The following is a 22253-nucleotide window of genomic DNA, read 5'->3' as shown; positions in this document are numbered from 1 at the left end:
ACACGATAACGACCAGTGCCCTTATGGTCCGCAAGTTGCCAGTCGGACTTATAGAGTCTGGCACAAGCCAGGCTCTTTTCTTTTAGTTAAAGCTTTATTTCATTAAATTCAGAAATTTGAAAAAGGAACAGTTGCTGAGTAAAACCGGCGGTTAAACAGGCACGTGTCAACCGTCCGTTTTGATGCAGCCAGCACCGCAGGCGGGCTTTGCCAGTTTGTACTGCCGGACCGACACAACGAGGCAGTTTTTGAGTTGCGGCTGACTGCTTTAATCACGAATAACGTCAAGTATCACTTAAAGATAGCGTTAATTCATAGAAAAGCCGGTGATTATAGATGCGTGCACTACTTGTTATTGATGTTCAGAAAGGCTTTACTGAAAAAAGCGATGCTCAGGCAATGATGGATTGTATCAAAAAATTGATCCGTCACTTCCAGTCCAACCATGAGCCCGTGTTTTTTATTATTAGCCGAGAACACACGTGACTTCAGTCATGAGATGAATCGGCGTATCTTTTCAATACTGTAATCACTAAATTGTTAAATGATCTGTTTTGTTCTTTGGCTATTTGTTCCAACTCTTTCTTTAAGCCTTTCTCAATGGTCAATAGTGTTCTTGTTTTGTTACTTGCTATCGTACTCATATCATTGTCACCTCTTGACTATAATAACATTTAATCATAATATTTACAAGATAATGACATCATGATATATTATAGTTAAAGAAAAGAGGTGAAACAACAATGGTATTAAAAGGTTTAAAGTTAAGAATATATCCTAACAAAGAACAAAAACTTAAAATTAAATTAAACTTTGGCTATAACCGTTTTGTGTGGAATCAGATGTTAAACATGATGATTGAACGATACCACAACAATCCCGAAGTTGAGTCCGTATAATTGTGTAAAAAGGGTTTCTGAATATGAGAAAATGTTGAGCAGGGAATCTGTTTTTCTGGAGGGGCTGGCCAGCCCCCTCCAGAAAAACAGCGGGATTTCATTTCTCTCTCGTCTCTGTCATTTTTTTCATAGAAAATGAGCCGGAGCCCATCATCTCAGTTAGAATAGAGTTAACCAAAAACCAAATTCTAAAGGAGAGATTCAGGGATGGCTCAACTACAGATTACTCTAGATGAACAACTTTTGCATCAATTATTTCTTGGCGATTCAAAAGAATCTGGCATGAATGCCCTTTTGGAGGCGATTTTAGATCAAGTACTTCAGGCGCAGGCCAGTGAGCAACTGAAAGCCGAAAAATATGAACGTAGTGAGGCCCGGACCGATTACCGAAACGGCTCCTACCCCCACCAACTAACGACCCGTGTGGGCAAGCTTTCGCTGAACGTTCCTCGACTACGCAACGGTCATTTTTCAACCGATCTCTTTAAACGCTATCAGCGCAGTGAACAAGCGCTCGTTTTGTCTTTGATGGAAATGGTCATCAATGGGGTTTCAACACGCCGTGTCAGTCACATCACTGAAGAGCTTTGCGGCACAGACTTCTCGAAGTCGACCGTATCGGATCTTTGCGGACATCTGGATCCACTGGTCCATGGCTGGAATGACCGCCCTCTGGAGGGCAGCTATCCGTTTCTGTTTGTTGATGCGATTTATACAAAGGTGCGTGAAAATGGCCGTGTTCGTTCTCGTGGTGTATTGATTAGTTATGGCGTCAACGAGAAAGGGTATCGCATGATTCTGGGTCTGAAAGTCGATGACAGCGAAAGCACGGAGGCGTGGAAGAACTATTTCGATTGGCTGAAGTCTCGTGGTCTGAAGGGCGTCGATGTGATTGTCAGTGATGATCATGGGGGTCTCGTCGGTGCCGTTCAAAAAGCGTTTCAGGGAGCCACATGGCAACGGTGCCAGGCTCACTTTCTGCGCAACGTAAACGATCGGTTCCCAGATGATTTACAGCGAGAAGGAGCTGAACAGGTAAAAGCGATTCTGCACGCCCCAGACATCGAAACCGCTCGTACGCTCCTTCAGTCTTTTCTGGATACTTATCAGGAGAAAGCGTCTAAAGTGACTGAAATGGTGGAAGAAGCTTTTGATGATGTCACTGCAGTCCTTTCACTTCCGGAGCCGTATCGTCGCCGCCTGCGAACGACAAACGGTATGGAGCGCCTCAATGAAGAATTTCGCCGTCGGGAGCAGGTCATTCGTATTTTTCCTAACCGCGAGTCAGTCATCCGCCTCATGGGTTCTGTTCTCATGGAGCAGGACGAAAAGTGGTCGAACGGCCGGCGCTACCTGAGAATGGATGACTATTTTGACTGGAAAGCGAAACAACCCAAAGTGGCTAATTCCAGTAAAGTGACAGCCATTTATCCAGGATAATCAACCCTATCCTGGCTGAGGTAATTTACACATAAAAAAAGACTTGACCAATCCCGACTCTTCTTTTCTTAACGCTTTTGCATTGAATAACATGCTTAAAGCCTTGAAGATGGAGTATCCATGGTTAAAAGATGCTGAGAGTACCAGTTTACAATGTACGAATCATGATCTGGTGGAAGCATATAAAAAGTTTTTCAAAGAACATACCGGTTTTCCAAAGTTTAAATCAAAGAAATATCCGAAACAAAGTTTTCAATCAAAATGTGTAGGTAAAAACATTAAACAAGTTAATAAACATCATGTTAAATTACCGAAATTAGGAATTGTGAGATTCAAAGCAGGAATTAAAATCCCTGAAAAAATTAAATCAGTAACTGTTCGTCTATCACCAACAGGAAAATATTATGCTGTGCTGCTTGTTGAATATGAAAACCAAACATTCAACAAAACAGGAAGGCAATTAGGTATTGACCTGGGTGTTGCCGATTTAGTCATTGGATCTGATGGTATTAAGTTCCCTACCATTCGTTTTGACAAAATCTTAGCCAGGAAGAAATATTACTGGGAGAAACGGTTAGCTAGACGTAGATTGCAAGCTCAGAAAGAAATCGCATGGGATAAGCATAATAAGGTACTTAATCCCAGATGCCTCGATGACTTTAAAAATTATAAAAAAGCCAAATTAATGGTTGCTGAATACAATGAGAAAATGACTAATCAACGCAATGACTATCTCCATAAAATTACAATGCAATTAGTTAAAGATAATGATGTCATTGTCATGGAAGATTTGAAAGCAAAAAATCTTCTACGCAATCACAAATTATCCAGAGCAATTGTTAATCAATCCTGGCGGGAAATTAGACGGATGCTTGAATACAAATGTGCATGGTGTGGTAAAAAATTAGTCATTGTCAATCCCTATAAGACATCACAAATATGCTCGGAATGTGGTTATGATGACGGAAAGCATACGTTAGACATAAGGGACTGGACATGCCCTGGCTGTGGGCATCATCACGATAGAGATATTAACGCAGCAAAGAATATTCTTCGGCTCGGGACGAGCCTTGGTAAAAGAGTTGTGACCTCTGCCTGAACGTTAGGTAAGTGTGCAATGTTCCCAGAAGCACACGACTTAATAAGTCGTGTGAGGTTCACTCGTCATATTGATGAGACGGAAGGAAGCCCCATTCAGGCAGGCACTCCCGGTGCTGACATTGACGCGCAACTGGCCCCCTGTGTTTTTGAATGTATCGAAAAAAAGATACCCAGTGCTTTTTACCGAACAGAATTAAACGACAAGTTGCAGGCTGCACAGGTTGACGAGGTTGTCCTTACAGGCTTTAACAGCGAATATTGCATTTTCTTTAATTCGGCAGCCACTTTCGAACACGGCTATCGCGTGACGGTGATTGAGGAAGCCTGTTCCTCGGTAAATACCGGTAAGGATTATGGTATGGATGATTTGGATATCCCCGAATTCATTTACTCTATCCTTGATAATTCTGGTGAAGTAAACGTCATTGAGTTAGAAGATTTTCTCACGAGTTCAAAAGCGTAATTTTTCAACAGATTGATCAGGGAGAACTCGAAACTAAACGCAGGGTGGGGAGAAATACTAAGCCACTGGGGCGCCTGCAGCCTGCCAGTCGGCAAATTTTTCTCACCATGCAGAAAGAAGGCTGTTGATGAATCACATTCGCAATATCTATTGTGTCGGCCGAAACTATGCCCTTCATGCCAAGGAACTGAATAATGCCGTTCCCGGATCCCCCATGTTTTTTTCTAAGCCGACACACGCTGCCGTCACGGCGGTCGGACAAACCATCACCTTACCCGGAGATCAGGGCAGTGTACACTACGAAGCCGAATGGGTCATCCGAATCGGCAAGGCTTACTCATCCGGCATGCACGCCGACGACCTGATCGACGGCATGGCGCTCGGTGTCGACTTTACACTGCGTGACGTGCAGACGGCATTGAAAAAGAAGGGTTATCCCTGGCTCGCCGCCAAGGGCTTCCTTCATTCAGCCGTACTGACACCTTTTACAGACTTTCCCGGGTTAGCTGAAAGTGCACAGACTGATTTTTCCCTGGAGATCAATGGATTGAACGTCCAGCGCGGGAATATCGGTCAGATGATTTTTGACCCGCAGACCCTGATTGATTTCTGCGGCACGCAGTACGGTCTTAGCGAAGGAGACATTCTGTTTACCGGGACTCCCGCCGGTGTCGGGAAAGTGAAAAGCGGGGACGCCTTCTGCCTCAGGTGGGGAAAAGATGTCTTCGGAACCTTTAAAATCGCACTGACGTGAGGCATAAGCAGACGATTCACTGTTCATGTTCGATCTGAAAGCCCATACTCTGCAGGGGACCCCGGGTCATCACCATAAAAATTCGGCCGGCCATATCTTCTGCGGAAATACACATATGATGCTGAAACCACCAGCCGATCAGGCCGATCATACCTGATGAAATAAATACAGGAAGAATTTCGAGTGTCGTCTGATCCGTCTCTTTGTTTTTCAATATCATTCCCTGTACTTCAGCCTGAAATTTTTTTATAAATCGCTGCTGCATCCGGTTGCGAAAGTTCGGAATTCCTTCATTGAACATCATCGCACGGAAAAAGCGCTCATTTTTTTGGAAATAATCGAAGATACTCCGGGCAAAACGAATGATCCTTTCCGGCACAATTTTCCCATTGGAAAAATAGTGCACTGGCTGAAAGTTGCTGAGTGTTTCCGTGAGTCCTTCTTCGATTACTTTATCCAGCAGATCATACTTATCCTGATAGTGCAGATAAAATGTCCCGCGTCCGATGTTTGCCGCCGCGGTAATATCTTTGACCGTGATCTGATTAAAATTTTTCTGCAGCAGAAGATCAAGAAAATGTGAACGGATCGCGGCTCTTGTCTTTATGGCCCGCCTGTCCTTTGATTCAATTGACAGAATCATCACCCCTTTACAGGACTTATTTTGCAGAAGTGTCTACTAATGATCATTTTATCCAAAATAGGTCATTGAACGTTCCTTACAAACATTTTATCATAGTTATTGAACATCGTGTTCAGTAACCAGGATTACTTAAAGGATGTGATGGTATGACCTACCCGGTCAAAGGTGAACATCTGTTCAAACATTATAAAAAACAGGTCGTCCTCGATGATGTGTCGTTGACTCTCCAGGAGGGTGAGATATATGGACTGATTGGTCCGTCGGGCGCAGGAAAAACGACACTGGTGCGTATTCTGCTTGGCCTTGAAAAAGCAGATAAAGGCGCAGTGGAACTGTTCGAACAGCGTCCGACACTTGGCGCGTTCCGTTCACTCGGCTATATGGCACAGTCAGATGCACTGTATAATGAACTGAATGCCTGGCAGAATCTGGATTTTTTTGCTTCCATTCAGGGCATGCACGGTAAAGAGAAGAAGCGAAGAATTCTTGAAGTCGCAAAACAGGTCGGGCTGAGTCAGGACCTGAAGAAGACCGTCGGGGACTTTTCCGGCGGGATGAAACGGCGTCTGTCACTGGCTGCCGCACTCGTTCATCAGCCGCGGCTCTATCTACTTGATGAACCGACCGTCGGGCTCGATCCGATGATCCGGCGCGACATCTGGACCCTTTTCCATTACCTTCGCAGTAAAGGGGCCACGATGATTGTCACCACGCATGTGATGGATGAGGTCTCCCAGTGCGATCGGGTCGGCCTGCTGAGCGGCGGGCATCTGATCGCTGAAGGAGCGCCGAAAGAATTGACCGCCCGATACGGCGTAAAAACTGTTGAGGACGTCTTTCTGGCAGAGGAGGGGGCAAAAAAATGAATAACCTGATCGCTATGTCCAGAAGAATCATCCGGCAGATCATGCGTGACAAAAGGACACTCGCCCTGCTGATTCTGGCTCCGCTCCTGATTCTGACGCTTGTCTGGTTCATCTTCGGAGCAAAAACATCCGAACCGAATCTTGCGATCATTAACTATCATTCATCCGATCTGCTTCCCGCCTTCAAGGAAGCAGATTACGAGAGGATGAGCCCGCTCGAAGCCCGCCAGGCACTGGCTGATAAAAAGATTGATGCCTATGTCGACCTGAAACATCCGGTTGCCGTCCATCTCGAGGGAAGTGATCCATCCCGCAACGGGCTTGCCATGAGCCAAATTCGGAAGTCGATGCAGGAGGTGCAGAAAATCACTGTGCAATCCATGCAGGACCAGCTGACTCAGATCATTCAGAGCCAGCAACAGGGCATTCAGGCACAACAGCAGCTAATCAGGCAGATGACGATAGCCCTGCAGCAACGGGCACCTTCCGTACTGGCACGTATCCAGAAGGAAGCCCCGCAGCCGGATCAGCCGGCCAAAGCGGGTGCCCCGGAAAAAGCCAGTCTCGATATTACTTACCTGCATGGCAGTGAGGATCTGAACACCTTTGATTCTTTCGGCCCGGCCATGGTCGGTATCTTTGTCTTTTTGTTCATCTTCATGATCGGCGGCGTCTCCTTTCTGCGCGAACGAACAACCGGTACTCTGGACCGTCTGATGGCTTCACCCATCAAAAACTACCAGATTATCTGGGGCTATATGATTGGATTCGGCCTGTTCGTCATCATTCAGTCTTTCATTCTAACCGCTTTTCTGGTCTATGTATTGAAAATCTATAACATCGGAAGCCTGACAGATGTCCTGATTATTGTATTTATCCTGTCGTTCAGTGCCCTTTCGCTCAGTATTCTGCTTTCAACTGCAGCAAAGAACGAGCTGCAGATGTTCCAGTTTATTCCACTTGTGATTGTCCCGCAGGTATTTTTGTCCGGCCTGTTTCCGATTGATACCCTTCCAGGCTGGGTTCAGGCGATCGGTGCGTTGATGCCAGTCACCTATTCCACTCGGGCACTCAGAAACATCATGATCCGCGGAACTGGATTCGATGGCTGGTGGCTCGATGGGCTGGTATTGGTTGCTTTTTCCGTGGTCTTCATTACACTCAATATTTTCGCCATGCGTCGATCACGGCCACTGGCATGAAGAAAAACCTGCCAGCTGAACCATCGTTCTATTCGCCATAAGTGAAAGAAAAACCGGGCAAAAAACGCCCGGCCCTTTTTAGGTTAGAGGAAATCCCTTATTTTGTACTCCTGGCCATGTATCCCTCGGATGATATAAAGGCGTTGATTTCTCACGACTGTGAATCACCGTCTCTCCCCACCTGGCATCTTGTATGAAACAACCGAATATTCAACCTTGACGGGCTGCTCTCATGCAGATAAACAATTAATTGTAGTGAGATACAACCAACAGTTGCGGTATGTATATTAAGTTCAAGAAAGATATTGGCTATAATAGTCACATAAAATCAAGCCAAGAACTTGAGAGGCAAGGTGGACCATATGGTGACAACAAACGAAATCGGCGAGAAAATCGCCGTAGCAAGAAAGCTGAAGAACTTCTCGCAGGCGCAGCTTTCCGAGCAACTGGCAGTAAGCGCACAAGCGGTCGGTAAATGGGAACGCGGTGAATCCATGCCGGATATCATGACATTCCAGCGCATGGCAACGATTCTTGGCACTGACCTTAATTACTTTGTCAGGGGGAACGATTCCGTCCCCGAAACCGAGCCGATTTTATCGACCATAGCTGCGGAAGAAAAGGATACTCCTGAAAAGCCGGATTGGAATCTGTCCGGAGGGAATTGGATTGACGCGGACTTTTCCGGACTACACGGACTCACCGAAAGGTTCAATGGATCTAATATTGAAAAGTGCCGCTTTCTCAAGTCTGACTTAGCCGGGCTGGTCTTAAAAGGTAACAACATCAGGGGCAGCGATTTTTCCCGCTCCGACCTCAGCGGTTGCAAATTTGCCCACACAAACATTAATCAAGATACATTCATTGGCTGTGATTTTACTCGGAGCTCTTTTTTCCATAGTAAAGTATCTGACTGCGACTTTTCCATGGCGAATTTGACGGGCGTTGTAAGCAAGTGGAGTCATTTCAAGAAAGTAAATCTAAATGGCACGGTCCTGTACAGAACCAAATTCGAATATAGCCAACTGACCGACAACACATTCACTGGAGAGATAACTGAATGTTCCTTCGAAAACTGCGATTTCGCACGGGTCATCTTTGATGGCGCGATTCTTCGCCAGTGCTTTTTTAAAAATGCCAAACTTAAGCGAGCAACATTTGTCAACTGCCAGGTAGATCGACTGACCTATGCATTCATGAAAACCTGCAAAGCGGATTTGACCGATGTAACGGTTACAGAAGATAAAAAATAACAGAAACTTTTTCGGTAAACACCTCCGCTTTCTGAAGGCTTTTTTACTGACATTTATTAATGTCCGGAAAATAATGGCCGCAAAAGTCCGTCGTTTGACGGGAACTGTGTCTATCCACAAATCTTTTGAGTGAAGCAGATCGGATGACGCTGCCAAAAATAGTCCTGGGCAAAAACTGTTCACGACCAGCACTCTGATATTCGCCATTACATCAATGAAAAACCTTTGAGGTACCCCAAAATTCAACCCTTTTTATCTTGAAAAAAAGTCCGCCCGGATCAGGCGGATTTTTTGCCGTTCCTTATTTTTATGATTAAGGATACACCCAGCATGATGGCCAGCAGAGGAAGTGCGTATATCTGGAAAACAACTAATTTCCAGGTATATATGTTGTTCTCGGGACTTGTACCAATCGAAGAAAGCGGGCACAATAACGAAACGGCAATATAAATAACAAGGGGGATTAGCCAGTACTTCATGAGGACAACACCTCTGGTTACAGTATAAAGGAAATGATATCCGGGCGGAAACGCATAAATGATGCGCGATCACGCATATTTTATGCGGGGTCACGCATCATTTCCGCATCTATAAAGAGCATTATGAACGAATGAAGATGCGTCCCTGATCGATGACCACCTTTTCCTTTTTCTTTAAATTCGTAAAAACAACAGGTGAAATGGGTGACAGGCCGCGTTTTTCGATGAGATGGAAGTCGACATGCATCAGCGGATCGCCAGTGAGGACCCGGGAACCGTCGTGCACCAGGGGGTCAAATCCTTCCCCTTTCAGAGTAACCGTTTCCAGTCCGACATGAATCAGCAGTTCATGCCCATCATTTGCTCTGAGTGAAAGCGCATGCCGGGTAGGAAACAGACTGGTCACGACGCCGTTAACCGGTGAACGGACAATATCCTCCTCCGGAATGATCGCAAACCCATCCCCCATCATTTTTTGTGCAAAGGCCGGATCAGGCACCTCCGTAATGGGTATGACTTTGCCTGTCAAAGGGGGAAGAACATCGCCTGCATGGGCGATTTCCTCCTGCAGAGCGGCGCTTTTTTTTCGTTGCCGTTTTGTTTGAAACAGCTTATTCCATAGTGACATGCGGCTCACCTCATCGACCTGTTTTTTTCAGTTAAGCGCTTAACATTCTATATTCATCATAATAATATTTAGAGAACAGTTCAAGAAAAATTGCGGGTGATCAAATGATCCAATACGATGGAGAAACCATGCGCTTTCATCTGCAGGGAAGAGGCAGCAGTTATGTGCTGCAGATTGTGAACGGCTGCCTGCTTCACCTGTACTGGGGAAGAAGATTACAGGCTGCCCGGGGAAGCAGCCCGATTGTTTTTACACCGCGTTCCTTTGCGCCCTATCATGATCCTGCACGTCGCGGATTCTCACTGAGCACACTGCCATTGGAATATCCGGTATACGGTAACGGTGATTTCAGACATCCGGCATATCAGGTACGGCTCAGAGACGGGTCCACCATAACCGATCTTCAGTACTGTTCACACCAGATCTATTGGGGAAAAAAGAAACTGCCCGGACTTCCGGCTACTTACGTGCAGGACGATCAGGAGGCAGAAACGCTGGAAATTACACTCAGGGACCCGGTATCGGGACTTGCCGCCATCTTGTCGTATACTGTCTTCCGCGACTACGACGCCATTGCCCGCTCTGTCCTTTTCCTCAATGAGAGCGAGGCACCCATGGATCTGCTTCGGGCATTAAGTGTGTGTCTGGATTTCCGCGACGACCGGTTCGACAGTCTGACTTTTTACGGAGGGCATACGTACGAACGCAATATCAATCGCCGGCCGCTCGCTCCCGGTAAGTGGATCGTGGACAGCGTGCGCGGGGCAAGCAGTCCGCAGCACGATCCGTTTTTCGCCCTGGTTCGCCCTGAGACGACAGAAGATCAGGGGGAGGCCTATGGATTCAGTCTGGTGTACAGTGGCAATTTTTCAGCTGAAATGGAAGTCGATTCCTACCATACCGTGCGGGCGTCACTTGGAATCAATCCCTTCGATTTCAGCTGGAGACTGGATCCCGGTGAGTCCTTCCAGACGCCCGAGGCCGTTCTGGTGTATTCCGGCCGTGGCCTCGGCGGGATGTCGCGTACTTACCATGATCTTTACCGGTCGCGTCTTTCCCGCGGTACATTTCGTGATCAGATTCGACCGATCCTGATGAACAGCTGGGAAGCGATGTATTTTAAAGTAGATGAGGAAAAAATTCTGAAACTGGCTCAGGAAGCAGCTACGCTCGGTATTGAGCTTTTTGTGCTGGATGATGGCTGGTTCGGGCGCCGCGACAATGATCGCAGTTCTCTTGGGGACTGGACCGTTGACCGGCGCAAACTGCCGCACGGCCTCGCCTGGCTTTCAGCACGCATTCATCGGATGGGGCTGAAATTCGGTCTGTGGTTTGAGCCGGAAATGGTTTCCCCGGACAGCGAACTGTACCGGAAACACCCGGACTGGTGTCTGCATGTACCTGGACGCCCGAGATCGCTGAGCCGCTATCAGCTTGTTCTGGACCTGTCCCGGGAAGATGTGCGCGAGGAACTGGTCCGTTCCGTGGCAGGCGTGCTCTCCGGAGCTGAGATTGATTATGTGAAATGGGACATGAACCGCCATATGACGGAAATTGGTTCGGCACGGCTCCCGCCCGAGAGGCAGCGCGAAACAGCGCATCGCTATATGCTGGGGTTGTATGCGATTCTCGAAAAGCTGACCGGACGCTTTCCGAATATCCTGTTTGAAAACTGCTCCAGCGGCGGCGGCCGTTTCGATCCCGGCATGCTGTACTACATGCCGCAGACCTGGGCGAGCGACAATACGGATGCGATCAGCCGTTTAAGCATTCAATACGGAACAAGCCTGGTCTATCCACCGATTACTACAGGCGCGCATGTCTCTTCCGTCCCCAATCACCAGGTTCGCCGGGTCACACCGCTCAGCACGCGGGGACTCGTCGCCATGTCGGGAAATTTTGGCTATGAACTGGATCTTGGCAGGCTTTCTGATGCGGAGAAACTGGAGATCCGCAGGCAGATAACCTTTTATAAAGAAATCCGTCCACTGATTCAATTCGGAGCTTTTTACCGGATTGTCAATCCCTTCGAGGAAGGGGACGCCGCCTGGTGCTTTGTCTCACCGGACCAAAAGCAGGCGATCGGCTTCTACTTCCGGGTCATGGCCGACCCGTCTCACGCACTCCGGGTTTTCCGGTTCAAAGGACTGGACCCAAAGCTTTTCTATGAAAATATCGTCACCGGCGATGTTTTTGGCGGTGATGAACTGATGTCCTCCGGTTTGAACGTCCCTGATGAAAAAGGAGACTTCAAGAGTTATGTATGGCGATTCAGGAAAAAGGAAGGTTGAAGCTGCACGGTTAGGGCGGGCTGCGTCATCGAGAAAACGCCCCTTTGTGTGAAACAAAAACAAGACGCGAAGAGGCTTTAAAACAGATGAAAATCGTATCTGATTCACATCATGGTCTTAGAAACAAAACAATCTATGCTCTGTGTTCCGATGATAAAGCGACGTGATTCCCTTACTCTTTTTCCAGTGCCTCAACTTTAATCGATAACTCTTCCCAGCGGTTCATGGCCTGATCAAGCTGCTTCTCAGCTTCCTGCTGCTGCGCATAGAGTTCCTGCGCCCTGGCTGCATCACTGCCGGCGCCGGCAACTGCTTTTTTCAGCGCATCCGCCTTCTTTTCAAGCTCTGCGATCCGGTCCTCAATCCCGTTCCATTCCTGCTGCTCTTTCCAGGTCAGTTTTTTCTTTTTCTGCGCGGGCCGGGCAGGGGCGGGTTTCGCTTTTTCTCTGAAAGTCTCCGCGGCTCCCCGCTCTTTTTTACGTACTTTCACGTATTCCGTGTAATCCCCTTCGAACCGGCGAATCGAACCGTCCCCTTCGAAAGCGATCAGTCGGTCAGCAATGCGGTCAAGAAAATACCGGTCGTGAGATACAGCAAGAATTGTCCCCGGGAACTGGAGCAGATAATCTTCCAGCACCGTCAATGTTTCCGTATCCAGATCATTAGTCGGTTCATCCAGAAACAGGACGTTTGGCTCTGACATCAGCACACGCAAAAGATAAAGGCGTTTGCGCTCACCACCGGAAAGTTTGCGAATGAATGTATGCTGACGCGGGCGAGAAAAGAGAAAGCGTTCCAGCATCTGCGCCGCAGTGATCTGCTGTCCGTCAGCAGTGCGCAGAACCTGCGCCACCTCTTTTATATAATCAATCACGGTCAGGTCTTGATTCATCTCCGCATGATTCTGAGTATAATAGCCGATTTTCACGGTCTGGCCGATGTCGACCGTTCCGGCATCCGGCTTCTCCCTTCCGGCGAGCAGATTCAGCAGGGTCGTCTTGCCGCTTCCGTTCGGACCGATGATGCCCAGGCGTTCGCCGGGCGTCACGAGCAGATTAAAATCATGGAAAAGGGTGCGGCCGTCAAATGATTTTGTCAGTTTTTTAGCCTCTATGACCTTTTTACCGAGCCTTGCTGATCCAATAGACAGATCTACATGCTGCTTCTGTTCCTGCCCTTTTTCTTCCTGCATCTGATGGACGCGTTCGACGCGCGCCTTCTGCTTGGTCGAGCGTGCTTTCGCCCCGCGCCGCAGCCAGGCAAGTTCGCGGCGCAGCTGGTTCTGGTGCTTTGCTTCATCTATTGAAGCCTGCTCCTCACGTTCTGCCTTCTTCTCCAGAAAAAGCTCGTAGTTTCCTTCATATATATAGAGTTTGCCATGATCCAGCTCAAAAATGCGCTTCGTCACGCGATTAAGGAAATAACGATCGTGGGTCACCATCAGGAGGGCGCCGGGATAGCGGGTCAGTTCTTCTTCAAGCCAGTCAATCGTATCATTATCCAGATGGTTAGTCGGCTCATCAAGAATCAGCAGATCCGCAGGCTGGATCAGCGTCCGTGCCAGAGCCACACGTTTCTTCTGTCCGCCCGACAGTTCAGCCGCCGGTTTCTGAAAATCAGTGATGCCCAGACGGGTGAGTATATGTTTTGCTGAAGCTTCTGCCTCCCATGCTCCCGCCGCATCCATCTTCTGCTGCTCCATCAATAATTTTTCCTGCAGTGACGGATCGTCAGGATCTCCGGCCAGACTGGCGAGTGCCCGTTCGTAATGGCGCAGCGCCGCCATAACGGGGGACGCGCCGCCATAAATATAATCGATTGCCGTTACGCCCGGTTCAAATGCAGGCGCCTGCGTCAGATACGCCAGGTGAAACCTGTTAGCATGGCGTATCGTCCCTGCTTCAGCAGAATCCACGCCGGCGATCACATTCAGCAGCGTTGATTTGCCTGTTCCGTTCACGCCAATCAGGCCGATCCGTTCGCCTTCTGAGATAGAAAAAGAGATATGATCAAACAGCGTCTGATCACCATACGTTTTATATAAGTTTTCCACATCGAGAATACTCAAATGCAATCATCCTGTTCTGAATTTCTGATCTACTGAAAAAAACAGACTTCCGAAACCTGCCAAAACATGCCTATCCATTATGCGGCGTCACGCGTATCAATTTTCCCTGGACGACCAGCCATCTGTCGGTCTGCGTTGTCCGGTCACAGGTGATCAGTGTCATTTTCTTCTCCCGAGTCTCATGGATCACCTTCACCTTCGATTCCTCGTCAGAAATCGTACGATGCGACGTAACTTTATACACATAGTCATTTTTCAGATCGGTCATCACGACCAGCGCTCCATTTTTTATCTGGAGCAGCGGACCGAAAAGCAGGCTTTGCCGACGCATATGGTGCCCGGCCAGGGGATAGTTCCCTTCACCCATCTTCTGATCCGGCCGCATCGTCGTCGCCCCGACGAGCAGATTGGCACGGGTTGTCCCTTTTAAAATCGGCAAATCGATTCCGACACTGTCGACCCGAATCTGACCAATAACTGCTTTGGAGTTGGCGTTCATCCCCGCTTTAACCGTTTCATAAAAAGTCGGATGCTGAATATTGCTGAAGTCAAAGCTGGCATCCCGCTGATTATTTTTATTTAACTGATCAGCCGACATCTGTTCTGCATCAAAATAGGAGGACAAGATGCTGATTAACCCCACTTTCAGAAATGGAGAAGTGATCAGAAGACCACCGGCTACGATTAATATAATAATGAAGAACCTTCGCCACATCATCAACCCGCCTTTTAAAAAAGACCCTGATCAAATCTTACCATGATCAGGGGCCAAATGTTATTTATTATGAGGAATGGATTCGTTTTTGTCCGTTCTTTCTCTTTATTCTTGAGTACATCGCCCGGGCTCCGCCAATCAGGGATAGAGCAACCCCAGTCCGCCCGGCCGGCCGCTTACTCCCGAATAATCCGGCGGACAAAATGTTCCTCAGAGACATGGCTCAAAAACGGCGTCTCTCTCCCTGAACACAGCAGGACCAGCTCATGCATCGCCCGGGTGCAGGCGGTATAGAAAACGGTCCGCTCATTTTCCCGGTGAAAATTCTCCGCTGATGCATCATAAATGATCGCCGCGTCAAACTCGATGCCTTTTGCAAGATAAGCCGGAATGATAATGAACCCCTTCTCAAACTGATAGGTCGCCTGAGTGACCAGCCGGACATCGGTCCGAGGTTCAAGCAGATCATAAGCTTCGCGGCATTCCTTCATCGTCTTGCCGATCAGGGCAATACTTTCAAACCCTTCTGCCCGCAAAGCATCAATTTTCCTGAGCACCGTTTCCCTCTTAAGGTGTTCAGGAAGCCGAATCAGTTCCGGAAGCTTTCCACTCCGCTCAAATGGTTCGATTCGTTCACCGCCCGGAACAATATCACGGGCAAATTCCATAATTTCTTTTGTCGAACGGTAACTGCGCAGAAGCTTCAGCTTTCGCACTTCCTCTGCAGGATACAGCTTCTCCGATAACATCGTTTCTCCCGCAAAGCTCTGGGTATAAACTGCCTGATTCATATCGCCGAGAATGGTCATACTGGCGTGCGGGAAGGCCGCCTGCAGATAAGCGAGCTGAACAGGTGAGTAGTCCTGCGCCTCATCAATGATCAGATGTCGGATCTCATGATTACCCTTTCGTCCCTGTACTTTTTCCTTCAGATAAAGGTAAGGTATAGCGTCCTCCCATGGGCAGTCGCCCTCCTCAAAACGCATCCTCGTCTGGCGGCAGATCTCCTTCCAGTGATCAGGAACACGTCCCTTTTCCTGCTTTCGATAGAAAATTTCTGAGTAGATCTTCTGGCTGTTCACAAAATCCAGCCGTTTTACCCATCTGCGGATGGGTTTAATTCGCCGGTTCATAACGATTTTGCGCAGCATCGCTTCTTCACGGTCATAGTCGTCAAATGTATCCTCACTAAACTGCTTCTTCTGCTGCAGTTTCTCAAAGACTTGTGCATAATCCGCTTTATCCAGTAATCCGCCTTCTTCAAGGACCCAGTCTTTTCTGCGCTCTTTTTTAGCGAAGACATTAACCCGGCGAAGCAGCCAGTCCCGTACATCTTCAAGACGGTTTAAGATTGCCGTATCATGCGGCAGAGCGTAAAAATAGCGCCGAATGTCCTCTCCGGAAACAATGACCTGATTGCGAAACATGACATCGCGGAAAATCATTCCATCATTTTTAAGCGTTTCAAGCCACTGATCAATCAGCGCCGTGTAAGCCGGTGAGGCTTTATAGCGAATACCCTCCGTCCTCACGCGGCTCGCCTGACCGTCTTCCATTGTCATACAGGACTCCGTCTGGTCAAATGGATTTTCCATCTGCAGATCGCGTCCGATCCGATCCTGAATAAAATCTTTGAACGTGGTCTGTACCACATTTTCTTCTCCGAGTTCAGGGAGTACATTGGAAATAAAGCTCGTAAAAAGCGGATTAGGTGAAAATAATAGCATGTTATCGGAACGCAGCGTTTTTCGGTTACGGTACAGAAGGAAAGCAACCCTTTGCAGTGCAGCCGATGTTTTTCCGCTTCCCGCTGCGCCCTGGACGATCAGATAACGATCCTGTTCATTGCGTATGATCTGATTCTGCTCTTTCTGTATCGTCGCTACAATCGTCTTCATATGGGAGGAGGCGCGACTGCCGAGTAGTGCCTGAAGCAGCGTGTCGCCAATCGTCAGGCCAGTATCAAACATCCCTTTGATCCGGCCATTATGAATAATAAACTGCCGCTTCAATTCCATCGTTCCTCTGATTTCACCATCAAGCGACTGATAGTGAGCCGGACCCGGCGCATAATCATAATACATACTGGATATTGGCGCCCGCCAGTCATAAATCAAAAAATCCTCATCACGTCCATCCATGAGCGACCCCATACCGATATACAAGGATTCTGTCTTTTCTTCACCTTCTTCGTGAAAATCGATCCTTCCGAAGTAGGGAGATTCCTGGAGTCGGTATAACGTCTTCAGCTGGCGGGTCATCTGACCGTGGCGTCGTTCACGTTCTGACAGCAGCTCGGCCTGCTGCTTGATGCTTGCCTGCGTTTCATACACATCATCTGTTTCATCCAGATTGACCGTGACATCTTCAAAAAAATTCTTCCGGATATCAACAATCCCGTGGGTAACCTGTTCTTTGTTTCCAGTGATTTTTGAAATCTTCTCTCCGATGACGTCGCGCACTTCATTGACCCGGTTCTGTTCTCTTTTCTGCTCATCCTGTCCCATTTCATGACACCTCTTTATTATATATATCATCTTCTGTTTTTTTATTTTCTACTTGACATATTAATGTATTTATGTTATGTTAAAAATTGGTCTGGCTAATCGATCAGTTAACTTTCAATTTTTTTCACTATAACACGATCAGCCGGAACTTTCAACGCATTCAGGTCCGCACACCCCGAAGAAGGGGCAGAATCATACTTTAACAGCATGATTATCATAATAAAGATACATTTTACAGGAAACGTAAAATGAGCTACTCTAGAATCAGACACAATTGAGATACATTTATTTGACCCTCAAACGCTTAATCAAACGATGAATACTTGACTTCACAAAAATTTTAAATAAAGGATATTGCCTGAGGCATTGCCTTTGGCTCATACTATGATTAACAGATCATGTCTGTTCGATACGGATGATGACTGACAGAAAGGGGAGCGCCAAATGAAAACAATCAGCAGTATACAGGAGCTCAGAGATGCTGAGGTCGACGTTGACAAGTTTAAGGATCATTATCCTAATACGTACTACCGTCTGCTCCATCTGGTGAATTTCACCCGCCAGCTGCAGTTTAAATACGAATATCTTTGTGGCCTGATTCGGGGTAATGACCAATACGCCGAGCATTTTGCCCCTCACTTTGTTCAGCGATCGATCATTGATCTATATAAAAGTGAAATTGAAAAAATCCACAAACACCCTGAAGGACTTGCGGCACTCGAAAAAGTGATGGATGCCCATCGTGAGATTGGCTACGAAAACTTCTGTTTGCTCGTACGGGGAAAGACGCCTGAAGAGATCAAAGGCCTTTACGGAATCAGAAGATATGTATAATCGTATAATCAATAGAACCCTTCGATGGAGGGCTTCTTTTTTTCTAAGATAAGCCCTGTCATTCCATTTCAAAATATAACGGATAATGGAGGGCACATCCAGGATTAAATGCGGCTCCGCACGAAGGACAATGTGCCTGACAGCCCAGATACTCGCGGATCGTCATCTCGTATTTACAGGAGCCGCACATGACGGCATGTTCATCAAACGACTCAGGCGGCCAGGGCTGCGCTTTATGACCCGCCAGTTCCTCATGGCACGAGTAACATGAATAATATTCACCACAGCATTTAAATTTAATGGCAACAATATCGAGCAGTGAATGATAATGCGTGCAGCGTGTTTCGTTGTCCGTGTCCACCCCATGGACCTGAATCTGTTCAGCCATACCGTCCGTCTTCCCTTCCCGGTGTTTCACCCTACATTATTGTAACGCAAACAGCAAAAAAGCGGGACACCCATCCGGGCATCCCGCTTTTTTCTCTTCTTTTTCAGCCGGCCGTTGCTTTATCTGCCTGAAGGCGCGGCCCACGCCACATCTCCAGCCATTTTTTTACCGCTGTAATCATGATCACAAGTCCGAGAATGAGCATGATGATTGACAGTACCGCATTGAGTACGTTGAATCCGGCCGCCTCGGGATTTAGATAAACATTGGTGATCATCCAGTAGCCGGCTACGTTAACTGTGACATACAGATAAGCGAGCGGAATCAGACAGGTCAGCATATAGCGCCGTTTTGTTGCAATTTTCAGGACGAATGTGCCACCGACAATCAGACCGATTGAGGCCATCAGCTGATTGGATACGCCGAACAGGACCCAGATCGACCCGATATCACCCGAATAGACCAGATAACCCCAGAAAAGACAGGCGAGCAAACTGGCAAAAATGGAGCCCGGAAGCCAGTTCACATTTTTCAGTGGTTTATAAAATTCACCGAAGAAGTCCTGAATAAGATAACGTGCTACACGCGTTCCCGCATCGATGGCAGTAAGAATAAATACGGCCTCGAACAGAATCACAAACTGGAAGAAGTATGGCGCAAGATGACTGAACCACTGAATACTGGTAAAAATATAGGTCATACCGACAGCAAGCGTGACTGCGCCGCCGGTACGCCCCTCCAGCGCGAGACCAATCTCCTGATTCAGCTGCGGAAGGTTGACCACATTCATGCCCAGTGATTGGAATACCTCAGGCGCTGAATTGATGGCGAAATAGTCTGCAGGATGCAAGGCGGTCGCAGCAATCAAAGCCATGACACCTACCAGACATTCAACCAGCATAGCACCAAAACCGACCATTTTGATATCCGTCCAGCGATCAAGCATCTTTGGAGTGGTTCCGGAACTGATGAAGGCGTGAAATCCGGAAATCGCACCACATGCGATCGTGATCGAAATAAACGGCCAGACAGGACCGCCGATGACCGGACCGCCACCTCCGGTAAATTCAGTCAGGGCAGGCATGCGGATGAGCGGATTAATCATAAAAACACCGATAATAAGTGCAGCAAACACACCAATTTTCATAAATGAGCTTAAATAATCACGCGGAGTAAGAAGCAGCCAGACCGGGAGTGCCGCAGCGAAAAAGGCGTACACCGGCAGAATAATGGACAGCGTCTGCGTGTCCAGTGTCAGGAAATGCCCGAGTGCTGTGTCCTGAATATATGGTCCGACAAAAACGGCAAGCATAATTAGAAGAAAGCCGACCGTTGATGCGATCTTCAGATTACCCGTTTTTCGATAATAAAGACCGACGCCCATCGCGATCGGGATGGTCATGGCGACAGTGAACGTCCCCCATGGATTACGAGTCAGGGCATTCAATACAACCATGGACAGACCGGCCATCGTGATCGTGATGATGAACAGCATCGCCAGTCCCGTACAAAACCCGGCGACAGGACCCATTTCCGTTTTCGCTACTTTCGACAACGATTTCCCCTGATGGCGCATTGAAGCGTACAAAACAACCATGTCGTGCACCGCACCGCCGATCACTGCTCCGATCAACAGCCATAACAGTCCCGGCAGATAACCGAACTGAGCGGCCAGAACCGGTCCAACAAGAGGACCTGCTGCCGCAATAGCCGCAAAATGATGTCCGAAGACGACCCAGCGGTTGGTGGGCACATAGTCTTTACCGTCCGCAAGAGCATGTGCCGGTGTCATAGTCCTGTCATTCAGACGCAGGACTCTGTTTGCCATAAACACCCCATACAGACGATAAGCGATTGCCAGAATACAGATCGATCCAATAACGATAGTTATCGCATTCATTGACTCTCCTCTTTTCTTTTGGCTCTGCTTTGAATGAATGAGCACCTGATCCTCTTACCGGTGTTGTTCTCCATTGAAATCCCTGAATGATCGTCATTTAAAGGAGCAGAGCTTTTTCATTTTACTTTTCAGAAAGTATAAAGTTTTAAAGAAAAAATCATCAGAAAAATTTAGCTTTCAGCAGCATCTTAAGCTTGCCGGCACACAGGCTTTTCTTCATCGTTACAGTAAGATCCGCCCGACAATGTTATATAACTATTATTTTTGTTATATAACAGTTTCTGCATACATTCAGCGACACCCCTCCCCTGTATGGCGTCATGTCTTCATTATTCGTTAAGCAAACTGTTCCATTTGTCACACTTATGTCACATTTATTATTTTATCATGTATACGCTTTCACTTGCATCTTTTAAATGATGTATTTAAGTTATGGCACCCTGTTGAATGTATGATGTCAGAAGTATAAGCATCAGAAATCCGGACGTAAAAAACCGTCTCCGATTTGTTACAGGGACGGTTATTCTCGCGGGCCTATCGCCCATTCATCGGCAAAACAGATAGCCGGATACACTTCACTTATTCACTTTTAACAATATGATGGTATGAACCATGGGCGGCTTTCAAAAGATCAGCCGGCAGAAGGATGATCTGCGTCCCTTTTTTCCCGCCGCTGACGGCAATATGATCCATGGCTTCGGCGGAAGCGTCAATAATGGTCGGATAGGCTTTTTTCATACCGACCGGTGAACAGCCGCCGCGGACATAGCCTGTATACTTTTCAATATCCTTCACATGAATCATTTCAATCTTCTTTTCACCAACACTCACAGCCGCTTTCTTCAGATCCAGTTCAGCTGCTACGGGAACGACAAAGACATACAGCTCACCGCTGTGCCCCTGAGTGACCAGTGTCTTATAGACATTTTTCGGGTCCTCTCCGCATTTTTTCGCAACTGAAATACCATCGATCAAACCATCACTGATATCATAGGTTTCAATACGATAGTCAATGTGTTCGGTATCTAACAGGCGCATAGCATTCGTTTTTTTGGTTCTTTTTTTTGCCATGTTTTAAGCCTCTCTTTCTTTAGCCCGACCTCAACCCGGGGTAGTGATCGATCCCATTTTCTCTATACGTATTATCATAGCACATCCGGCAAATCCACCACAGATTCATGCAAATGGAGTTTTTTGCGATGTTGATTTTTTTCGTCACGCCCATCTAAGCGGCGCAGCTTTTCCAGATGGTCACAGGTTTACCTTCTGATTCGGTGGGTTTTTTCGTGATTTTTACAGTGAACCGCAAATGGGCTGAAAAAAGGCAGACGAGTCCCCGGTTTTTTAAATAGCTGATGCGCCAGGGTTAGCCGCATGTGAATCACCTTTCAGACGGCAATCCCTTCTTATTTTTTCCAGTTGCTTTCCTTTGATACGTCCCCGAACCATCACCAGCATCACGCAGAGCGCAAGCCCTGCAGTGGATATACATTTTTTTCGTAACTTACTTACGATACGGTTCGCCGTGACGCGGCAAATAGTAAAATAAGCGGAGATCTTTCAGTTAGAGGCAGACCGGAAATCTTTCCGGGAGTATATAAGCGGAAATTTTCCGATTATCCCAGACAAAAAGCTCCATTTTCCCGTTTTTTCAGTCAACAGGCGGAATCTCTCCGCCTATTCCAGCAATTCGTGAATTTAATGACTCAGTAAGCGGAATTTTTCCGCCTATTCATCGGATCAGGTGCTTAGCCGGATCCCCAACCGATAAAAGCGGATCCCAGGTCACCTTCCTCCTGTATTTTTCAGATGGGGGGTAAAT

Annotated in this window: 21 protein-coding genes; 11 read left to right on the top strand and 10 right to left on the bottom strand. The window is 47.4% G+C overall.

Going from position 1 to position 22253, the window contains the following annotated elements; all coding sequences use genetic code 11:
- Nucleotides 1–336 precede the first annotated feature (336 nt).
- Entirely contained in the window at nt 337–486 is a 150-nt protein-coding gene (locus ABNN70_RS04440) for an isochorismatase family protein (protein WP_353948855.1), read from the top strand.
- A 2-nt stretch (nt 487–488) separates the two neighbouring features.
- Here ABNN70_RS04440 and ABNN70_RS04435 read toward each other — a convergent pair whose 3' ends face one another.
- Nucleotides 489–644, bottom strand: a complete 156-nt coding sequence (locus ABNN70_RS04435) for a hypothetical protein (RefSeq protein WP_353948854.1) — start codon at nt 642–644, stop codon at nt 489–491.
- A gap of 99 nt (nt 645–743) precedes the next feature.
- Between ABNN70_RS04435 and ABNN70_RS04430 the strand changes: the two genes are divergently transcribed.
- From ABNN70_RS04430 to ABNN70_RS04410, 5 genes are all read left to right on the top strand, one after another.
- Nucleotides 744–899, top strand: coding sequence for a helix-turn-helix domain-containing protein (locus ABNN70_RS04430; RefSeq protein ID WP_353948853.1), 156 nt, complete (start codon nt 744–746; stop codon nt 897–899).
- Between the two features lie 207 nt (nt 900–1106).
- On the top strand, nt 1107–2339 hold the full coding sequence (locus tag ABNN70_RS04425; protein ID WP_353948852.1) for an IS256 family transposase: 1233 nt from the start codon (nt 1107–1109) through the stop codon (nt 2337–2339).
- A gap of 43 nt (nt 2340–2382) precedes the next feature.
- Nucleotides 2383–3438: an RNA-guided endonuclease TnpB family protein gene (locus ABNN70_RS04420; protein WP_353948851.1), complete on the top strand. Its 1056-nt coding sequence runs from the start codon at nt 2383–2385 to the stop codon at nt 3436–3438.
- Nucleotides 3439–3456: 18 nt separating this feature from the next.
- Nucleotides 3457–3903: an isochorismatase family protein gene (locus ABNN70_RS04415; RefSeq protein ID WP_353948850.1), complete on the top strand. Its 447-nt coding sequence runs from the start codon at nt 3457–3459 to the stop codon at nt 3901–3903.
- 127 nt (nt 3904–4030) lie between these two features.
- A complete protein-coding gene (locus ABNN70_RS04410) occupies nt 4031–4657 on the top strand; it encodes a fumarylacetoacetate hydrolase family protein (protein ID WP_353948849.1) in 627 nt (208 codons plus the stop codon).
- A gap of 16 nt (nt 4658–4673) precedes the next feature.
- Here ABNN70_RS04410 and ABNN70_RS04405 read toward each other — a convergent pair whose 3' ends face one another.
- A complete protein-coding gene (locus tag ABNN70_RS04405; protein WP_129928500.1) occupies nt 4674–5300 on the bottom strand; it encodes a TetR/AcrR family transcriptional regulator in 627 nt (208 codons plus the stop codon).
- A 146-nt stretch (nt 5301–5446) separates the two neighbouring features.
- Here ABNN70_RS04405 and ABNN70_RS04400 point away from each other — a divergent pair, with 146 nt between their 5' ends.
- The 3 genes from ABNN70_RS04400 (at nt 5447) to ABNN70_RS04390 (ending at nt 8621) form a co-directional block, all read left to right on the top strand.
- On the top strand, nt 5447–6166 hold the full coding sequence (locus ABNN70_RS04400) for an ABC transporter ATP-binding protein (RefSeq protein ID WP_129928501.1): 720 nt from the start codon (nt 5447–5449) through the stop codon (nt 6164–6166).
- Nucleotides 6163–7368 (top strand): ABC transporter permease, encoded by a 1206-nt coding sequence (locus tag ABNN70_RS04395; protein ID WP_353948848.1) that lies wholly within the window; start codon nt 6163–6165, stop codon nt 7366–7368. The genes ABNN70_RS04400 and ABNN70_RS04395 overlap by 4 nt, the downstream gene beginning before the upstream one ends.
- Nucleotides 7369–7733: 365 nt before the next feature.
- Nucleotides 7734–8621, top strand: coding sequence for a pentapeptide repeat-containing protein (locus tag ABNN70_RS04390; protein ID WP_353948847.1), 888 nt, complete (start codon nt 7734–7736; stop codon nt 8619–8621).
- Between the two features lie 278 nt (nt 8622–8899).
- Here the strand turns inward: ABNN70_RS04390 and ABNN70_RS04385 are convergent, their stop codons facing one another.
- Nucleotides 8900–9100 (bottom strand): DUF4017 family protein, encoded by a 201-nt coding sequence (locus ABNN70_RS04385; RefSeq protein WP_129928504.1) that lies wholly within the window; start codon nt 9098–9100, stop codon nt 8900–8902.
- Between the two features lie 121 nt (nt 9101–9221).
- Entirely contained in the window at nt 9222–9728 is a 507-nt protein-coding gene (locus ABNN70_RS04380; protein ID WP_353948846.1) for a PTS glucose transporter subunit IIA, read from the bottom strand.
- A 104-nt stretch (nt 9729–9832) separates the two neighbouring features.
- Here ABNN70_RS04380 and ABNN70_RS04375 point away from each other — a divergent pair, with 104 nt between their 5' ends.
- Nucleotides 9833–12019, top strand: coding sequence for an alpha-galactosidase (locus ABNN70_RS04375; RefSeq protein WP_353948845.1), 2187 nt, complete (start codon nt 9833–9835; stop codon nt 12017–12019).
- A gap of 172 nt (nt 12020–12191) precedes the next feature.
- Here the strand turns inward: ABNN70_RS04375 and ABNN70_RS04370 are convergent, their stop codons facing one another.
- The 3 genes from ABNN70_RS04370 to helD all read right to left on the bottom strand — a co-directional run bounded on the left by ABNN70_RS04370 (nt 12192) and on the right by helD (nt 17309).
- Nucleotides 12192–14087, bottom strand: coding sequence for an ABC-F family ATP-binding cassette domain-containing protein (locus tag ABNN70_RS04370; RefSeq protein WP_353948844.1), 1896 nt, complete (start codon nt 14085–14087; stop codon nt 12192–12194).
- A gap of 70 nt (nt 14088–14157) precedes the next feature.
- Entirely contained in the window at nt 14158–14802 is a 645-nt protein-coding gene (locus tag ABNN70_RS04365) for a class A sortase (RefSeq protein ID WP_353949376.1), read from the bottom strand.
- Nucleotides 14803–14978: 176 nt separating this feature from the next.
- On the bottom strand, nt 14979–17309 hold the full coding sequence (gene helD / locus ABNN70_RS04360; protein WP_353948843.1) for an RNA polymerase recycling motor HelD: 2331 nt from the start codon (nt 17307–17309) through the stop codon (nt 14979–14981).
- A 444-nt stretch (nt 17310–17753) separates the two neighbouring features.
- On the opposite strand from helD, the gene ABNN70_RS04355 reads away from it, so the two are divergent.
- Nucleotides 17754–18143 (top strand): hypothetical protein, encoded by a 390-nt coding sequence (locus ABNN70_RS04355; RefSeq protein ID WP_129928509.1) that lies wholly within the window; start codon nt 17754–17756, stop codon nt 18141–18143.
- Nucleotides 18144–18201: 58 nt separating this feature from the next.
- Here ABNN70_RS04355 and ABNN70_RS04350 read toward each other — a convergent pair whose 3' ends face one another.
- The 3 genes from ABNN70_RS04350 to ybaK form a co-directional block, all read right to left on the bottom strand.
- Nucleotides 18202–18531: a CHY zinc finger protein gene (locus ABNN70_RS04350; protein WP_353948842.1), complete on the bottom strand. Its 330-nt coding sequence runs from the start codon at nt 18529–18531 to the stop codon at nt 18202–18204.
- Between the two features lie 103 nt (nt 18532–18634).
- Nucleotides 18635–20431: a carbon starvation protein A gene (locus tag ABNN70_RS04345; protein WP_129928511.1), complete on the bottom strand. Its 1797-nt coding sequence runs from the start codon at nt 20429–20431 to the stop codon at nt 18635–18637.
- A 579-nt stretch (nt 20432–21010) separates the two neighbouring features.
- Nucleotides 21011–21502, bottom strand: coding sequence for a Cys-tRNA(Pro) deacylase (gene ybaK, locus ABNN70_RS04340; protein WP_353948841.1), 492 nt, complete (start codon nt 21500–21502; stop codon nt 21011–21013).
- Between the last annotated feature and the right edge of the window lie 751 nt (nt 21503–22253).

Origin of the sequence: Sporolactobacillus sp. Y61 (assembly GCF_040529185.1) — a bacterium.
Classification (GTDB): Bacteria; Bacillota; Bacilli; order Bacillales; family Sporolactobacillaceae; genus Sporolactobacillus.
Note: the sequence above shows the minus strand (reverse complement) of the source record. Positions and strands in the feature narration are given on the sequence as shown.

Excerpts from the sequence above, each read along its gene's own strand:
- ABNN70_RS04440 (WP_353948855.1), top strand. The coding sequence starts at position 337 with ATGCGTGCACTACTTGTTATTGATGTTCAGAAAGGCTTTACTGAAAAA.
- ABNN70_RS04435 (WP_353948854.1), bottom strand. The coding sequence starts at position 644 with ATGAGTACGATAGCAAGTAACAAAACAAGAACACTATTGACCATTGAG.
- ABNN70_RS04430 (WP_353948853.1), top strand. The coding sequence starts at position 744 with ATGGTATTAAAAGGTTTAAAGTTAAGAATATATCCTAACAAAGAACAA.
- ABNN70_RS04425 (WP_353948852.1), top strand. The coding sequence starts at position 1,107 with ATGGCTCAACTACAGATTACTCTAGATGAACAACTTTTGCATCAATTA.
- ABNN70_RS04415 (WP_353948850.1), top strand. The coding sequence starts at position 3,457 with ATGTTCCCAGAAGCACACGACTTAATAAGTCGTGTGAGGTTCACTCGT.
- ABNN70_RS04410 (WP_353948849.1), top strand. The coding sequence starts at position 4,031 with ATGAATCACATTCGCAATATCTATTGTGTCGGCCGAAACTATGCCCTT.
- ABNN70_RS04405 (WP_129928500.1), bottom strand. The coding sequence starts at position 5,300 with ATGATTCTGTCAATTGAATCAAAGGACAGGCGGGCCATAAAGACAAGA.
- ABNN70_RS04400 (WP_129928501.1), top strand. The coding sequence starts at position 5,447 with ATGACCTACCCGGTCAAAGGTGAACATCTGTTCAAACATTATAAAAAA.
- ABNN70_RS04395 (WP_353948848.1), top strand. The coding sequence starts at position 6,163 with ATGAATAACCTGATCGCTATGTCCAGAAGAATCATCCGGCAGATCATG.
- ABNN70_RS04385 (WP_129928504.1), bottom strand. The coding sequence starts at position 9,100 with ATGAAGTACTGGCTAATCCCCCTTGTTATTTATATTGCCGTTTCGTTA.
- ABNN70_RS04380 (WP_353948846.1), bottom strand. The coding sequence starts at position 9,728 with ATGTCACTATGGAATAAGCTGTTTCAAACAAAACGGCAACGAAAAAAA.
- ABNN70_RS04375 (WP_353948845.1), top strand. The coding sequence starts at position 9,833 with ATGATCCAATACGATGGAGAAACCATGCGCTTTCATCTGCAGGGAAGA.
- ABNN70_RS04365 (WP_353949376.1), bottom strand. The coding sequence starts at position 14,802 with ATGTGGCGAAGGTTCTTCATTATTATATTAATCGTAGCCGGTGGTCTT.
- helD (WP_353948843.1), bottom strand. The coding sequence starts at position 17,309 with ATGGGACAGGATGAGCAGAAAAGAGAACAGAACCGGGTCAATGAAGTG.
- ABNN70_RS04355 (WP_129928509.1), top strand. The coding sequence starts at position 17,754 with ATGAAAACAATCAGCAGTATACAGGAGCTCAGAGATGCTGAGGTCGAC.
- ABNN70_RS04350 (WP_353948842.1), bottom strand. The coding sequence starts at position 18,531 with ATGGCTGAACAGATTCAGGTCCATGGGGTGGACACGGACAACGAAACA.
- ABNN70_RS04345 (WP_129928511.1), bottom strand. The coding sequence starts at position 20,431 with ATGAATGCGATAACTATCGTTATTGGATCGATCTGTATTCTGGCAATC.
- ybaK (WP_353948841.1), bottom strand. The coding sequence starts at position 21,502 with ATGGCAAAAAAAAGAACCAAAAAAACGAATGCTATGCGCCTGTTAGAT.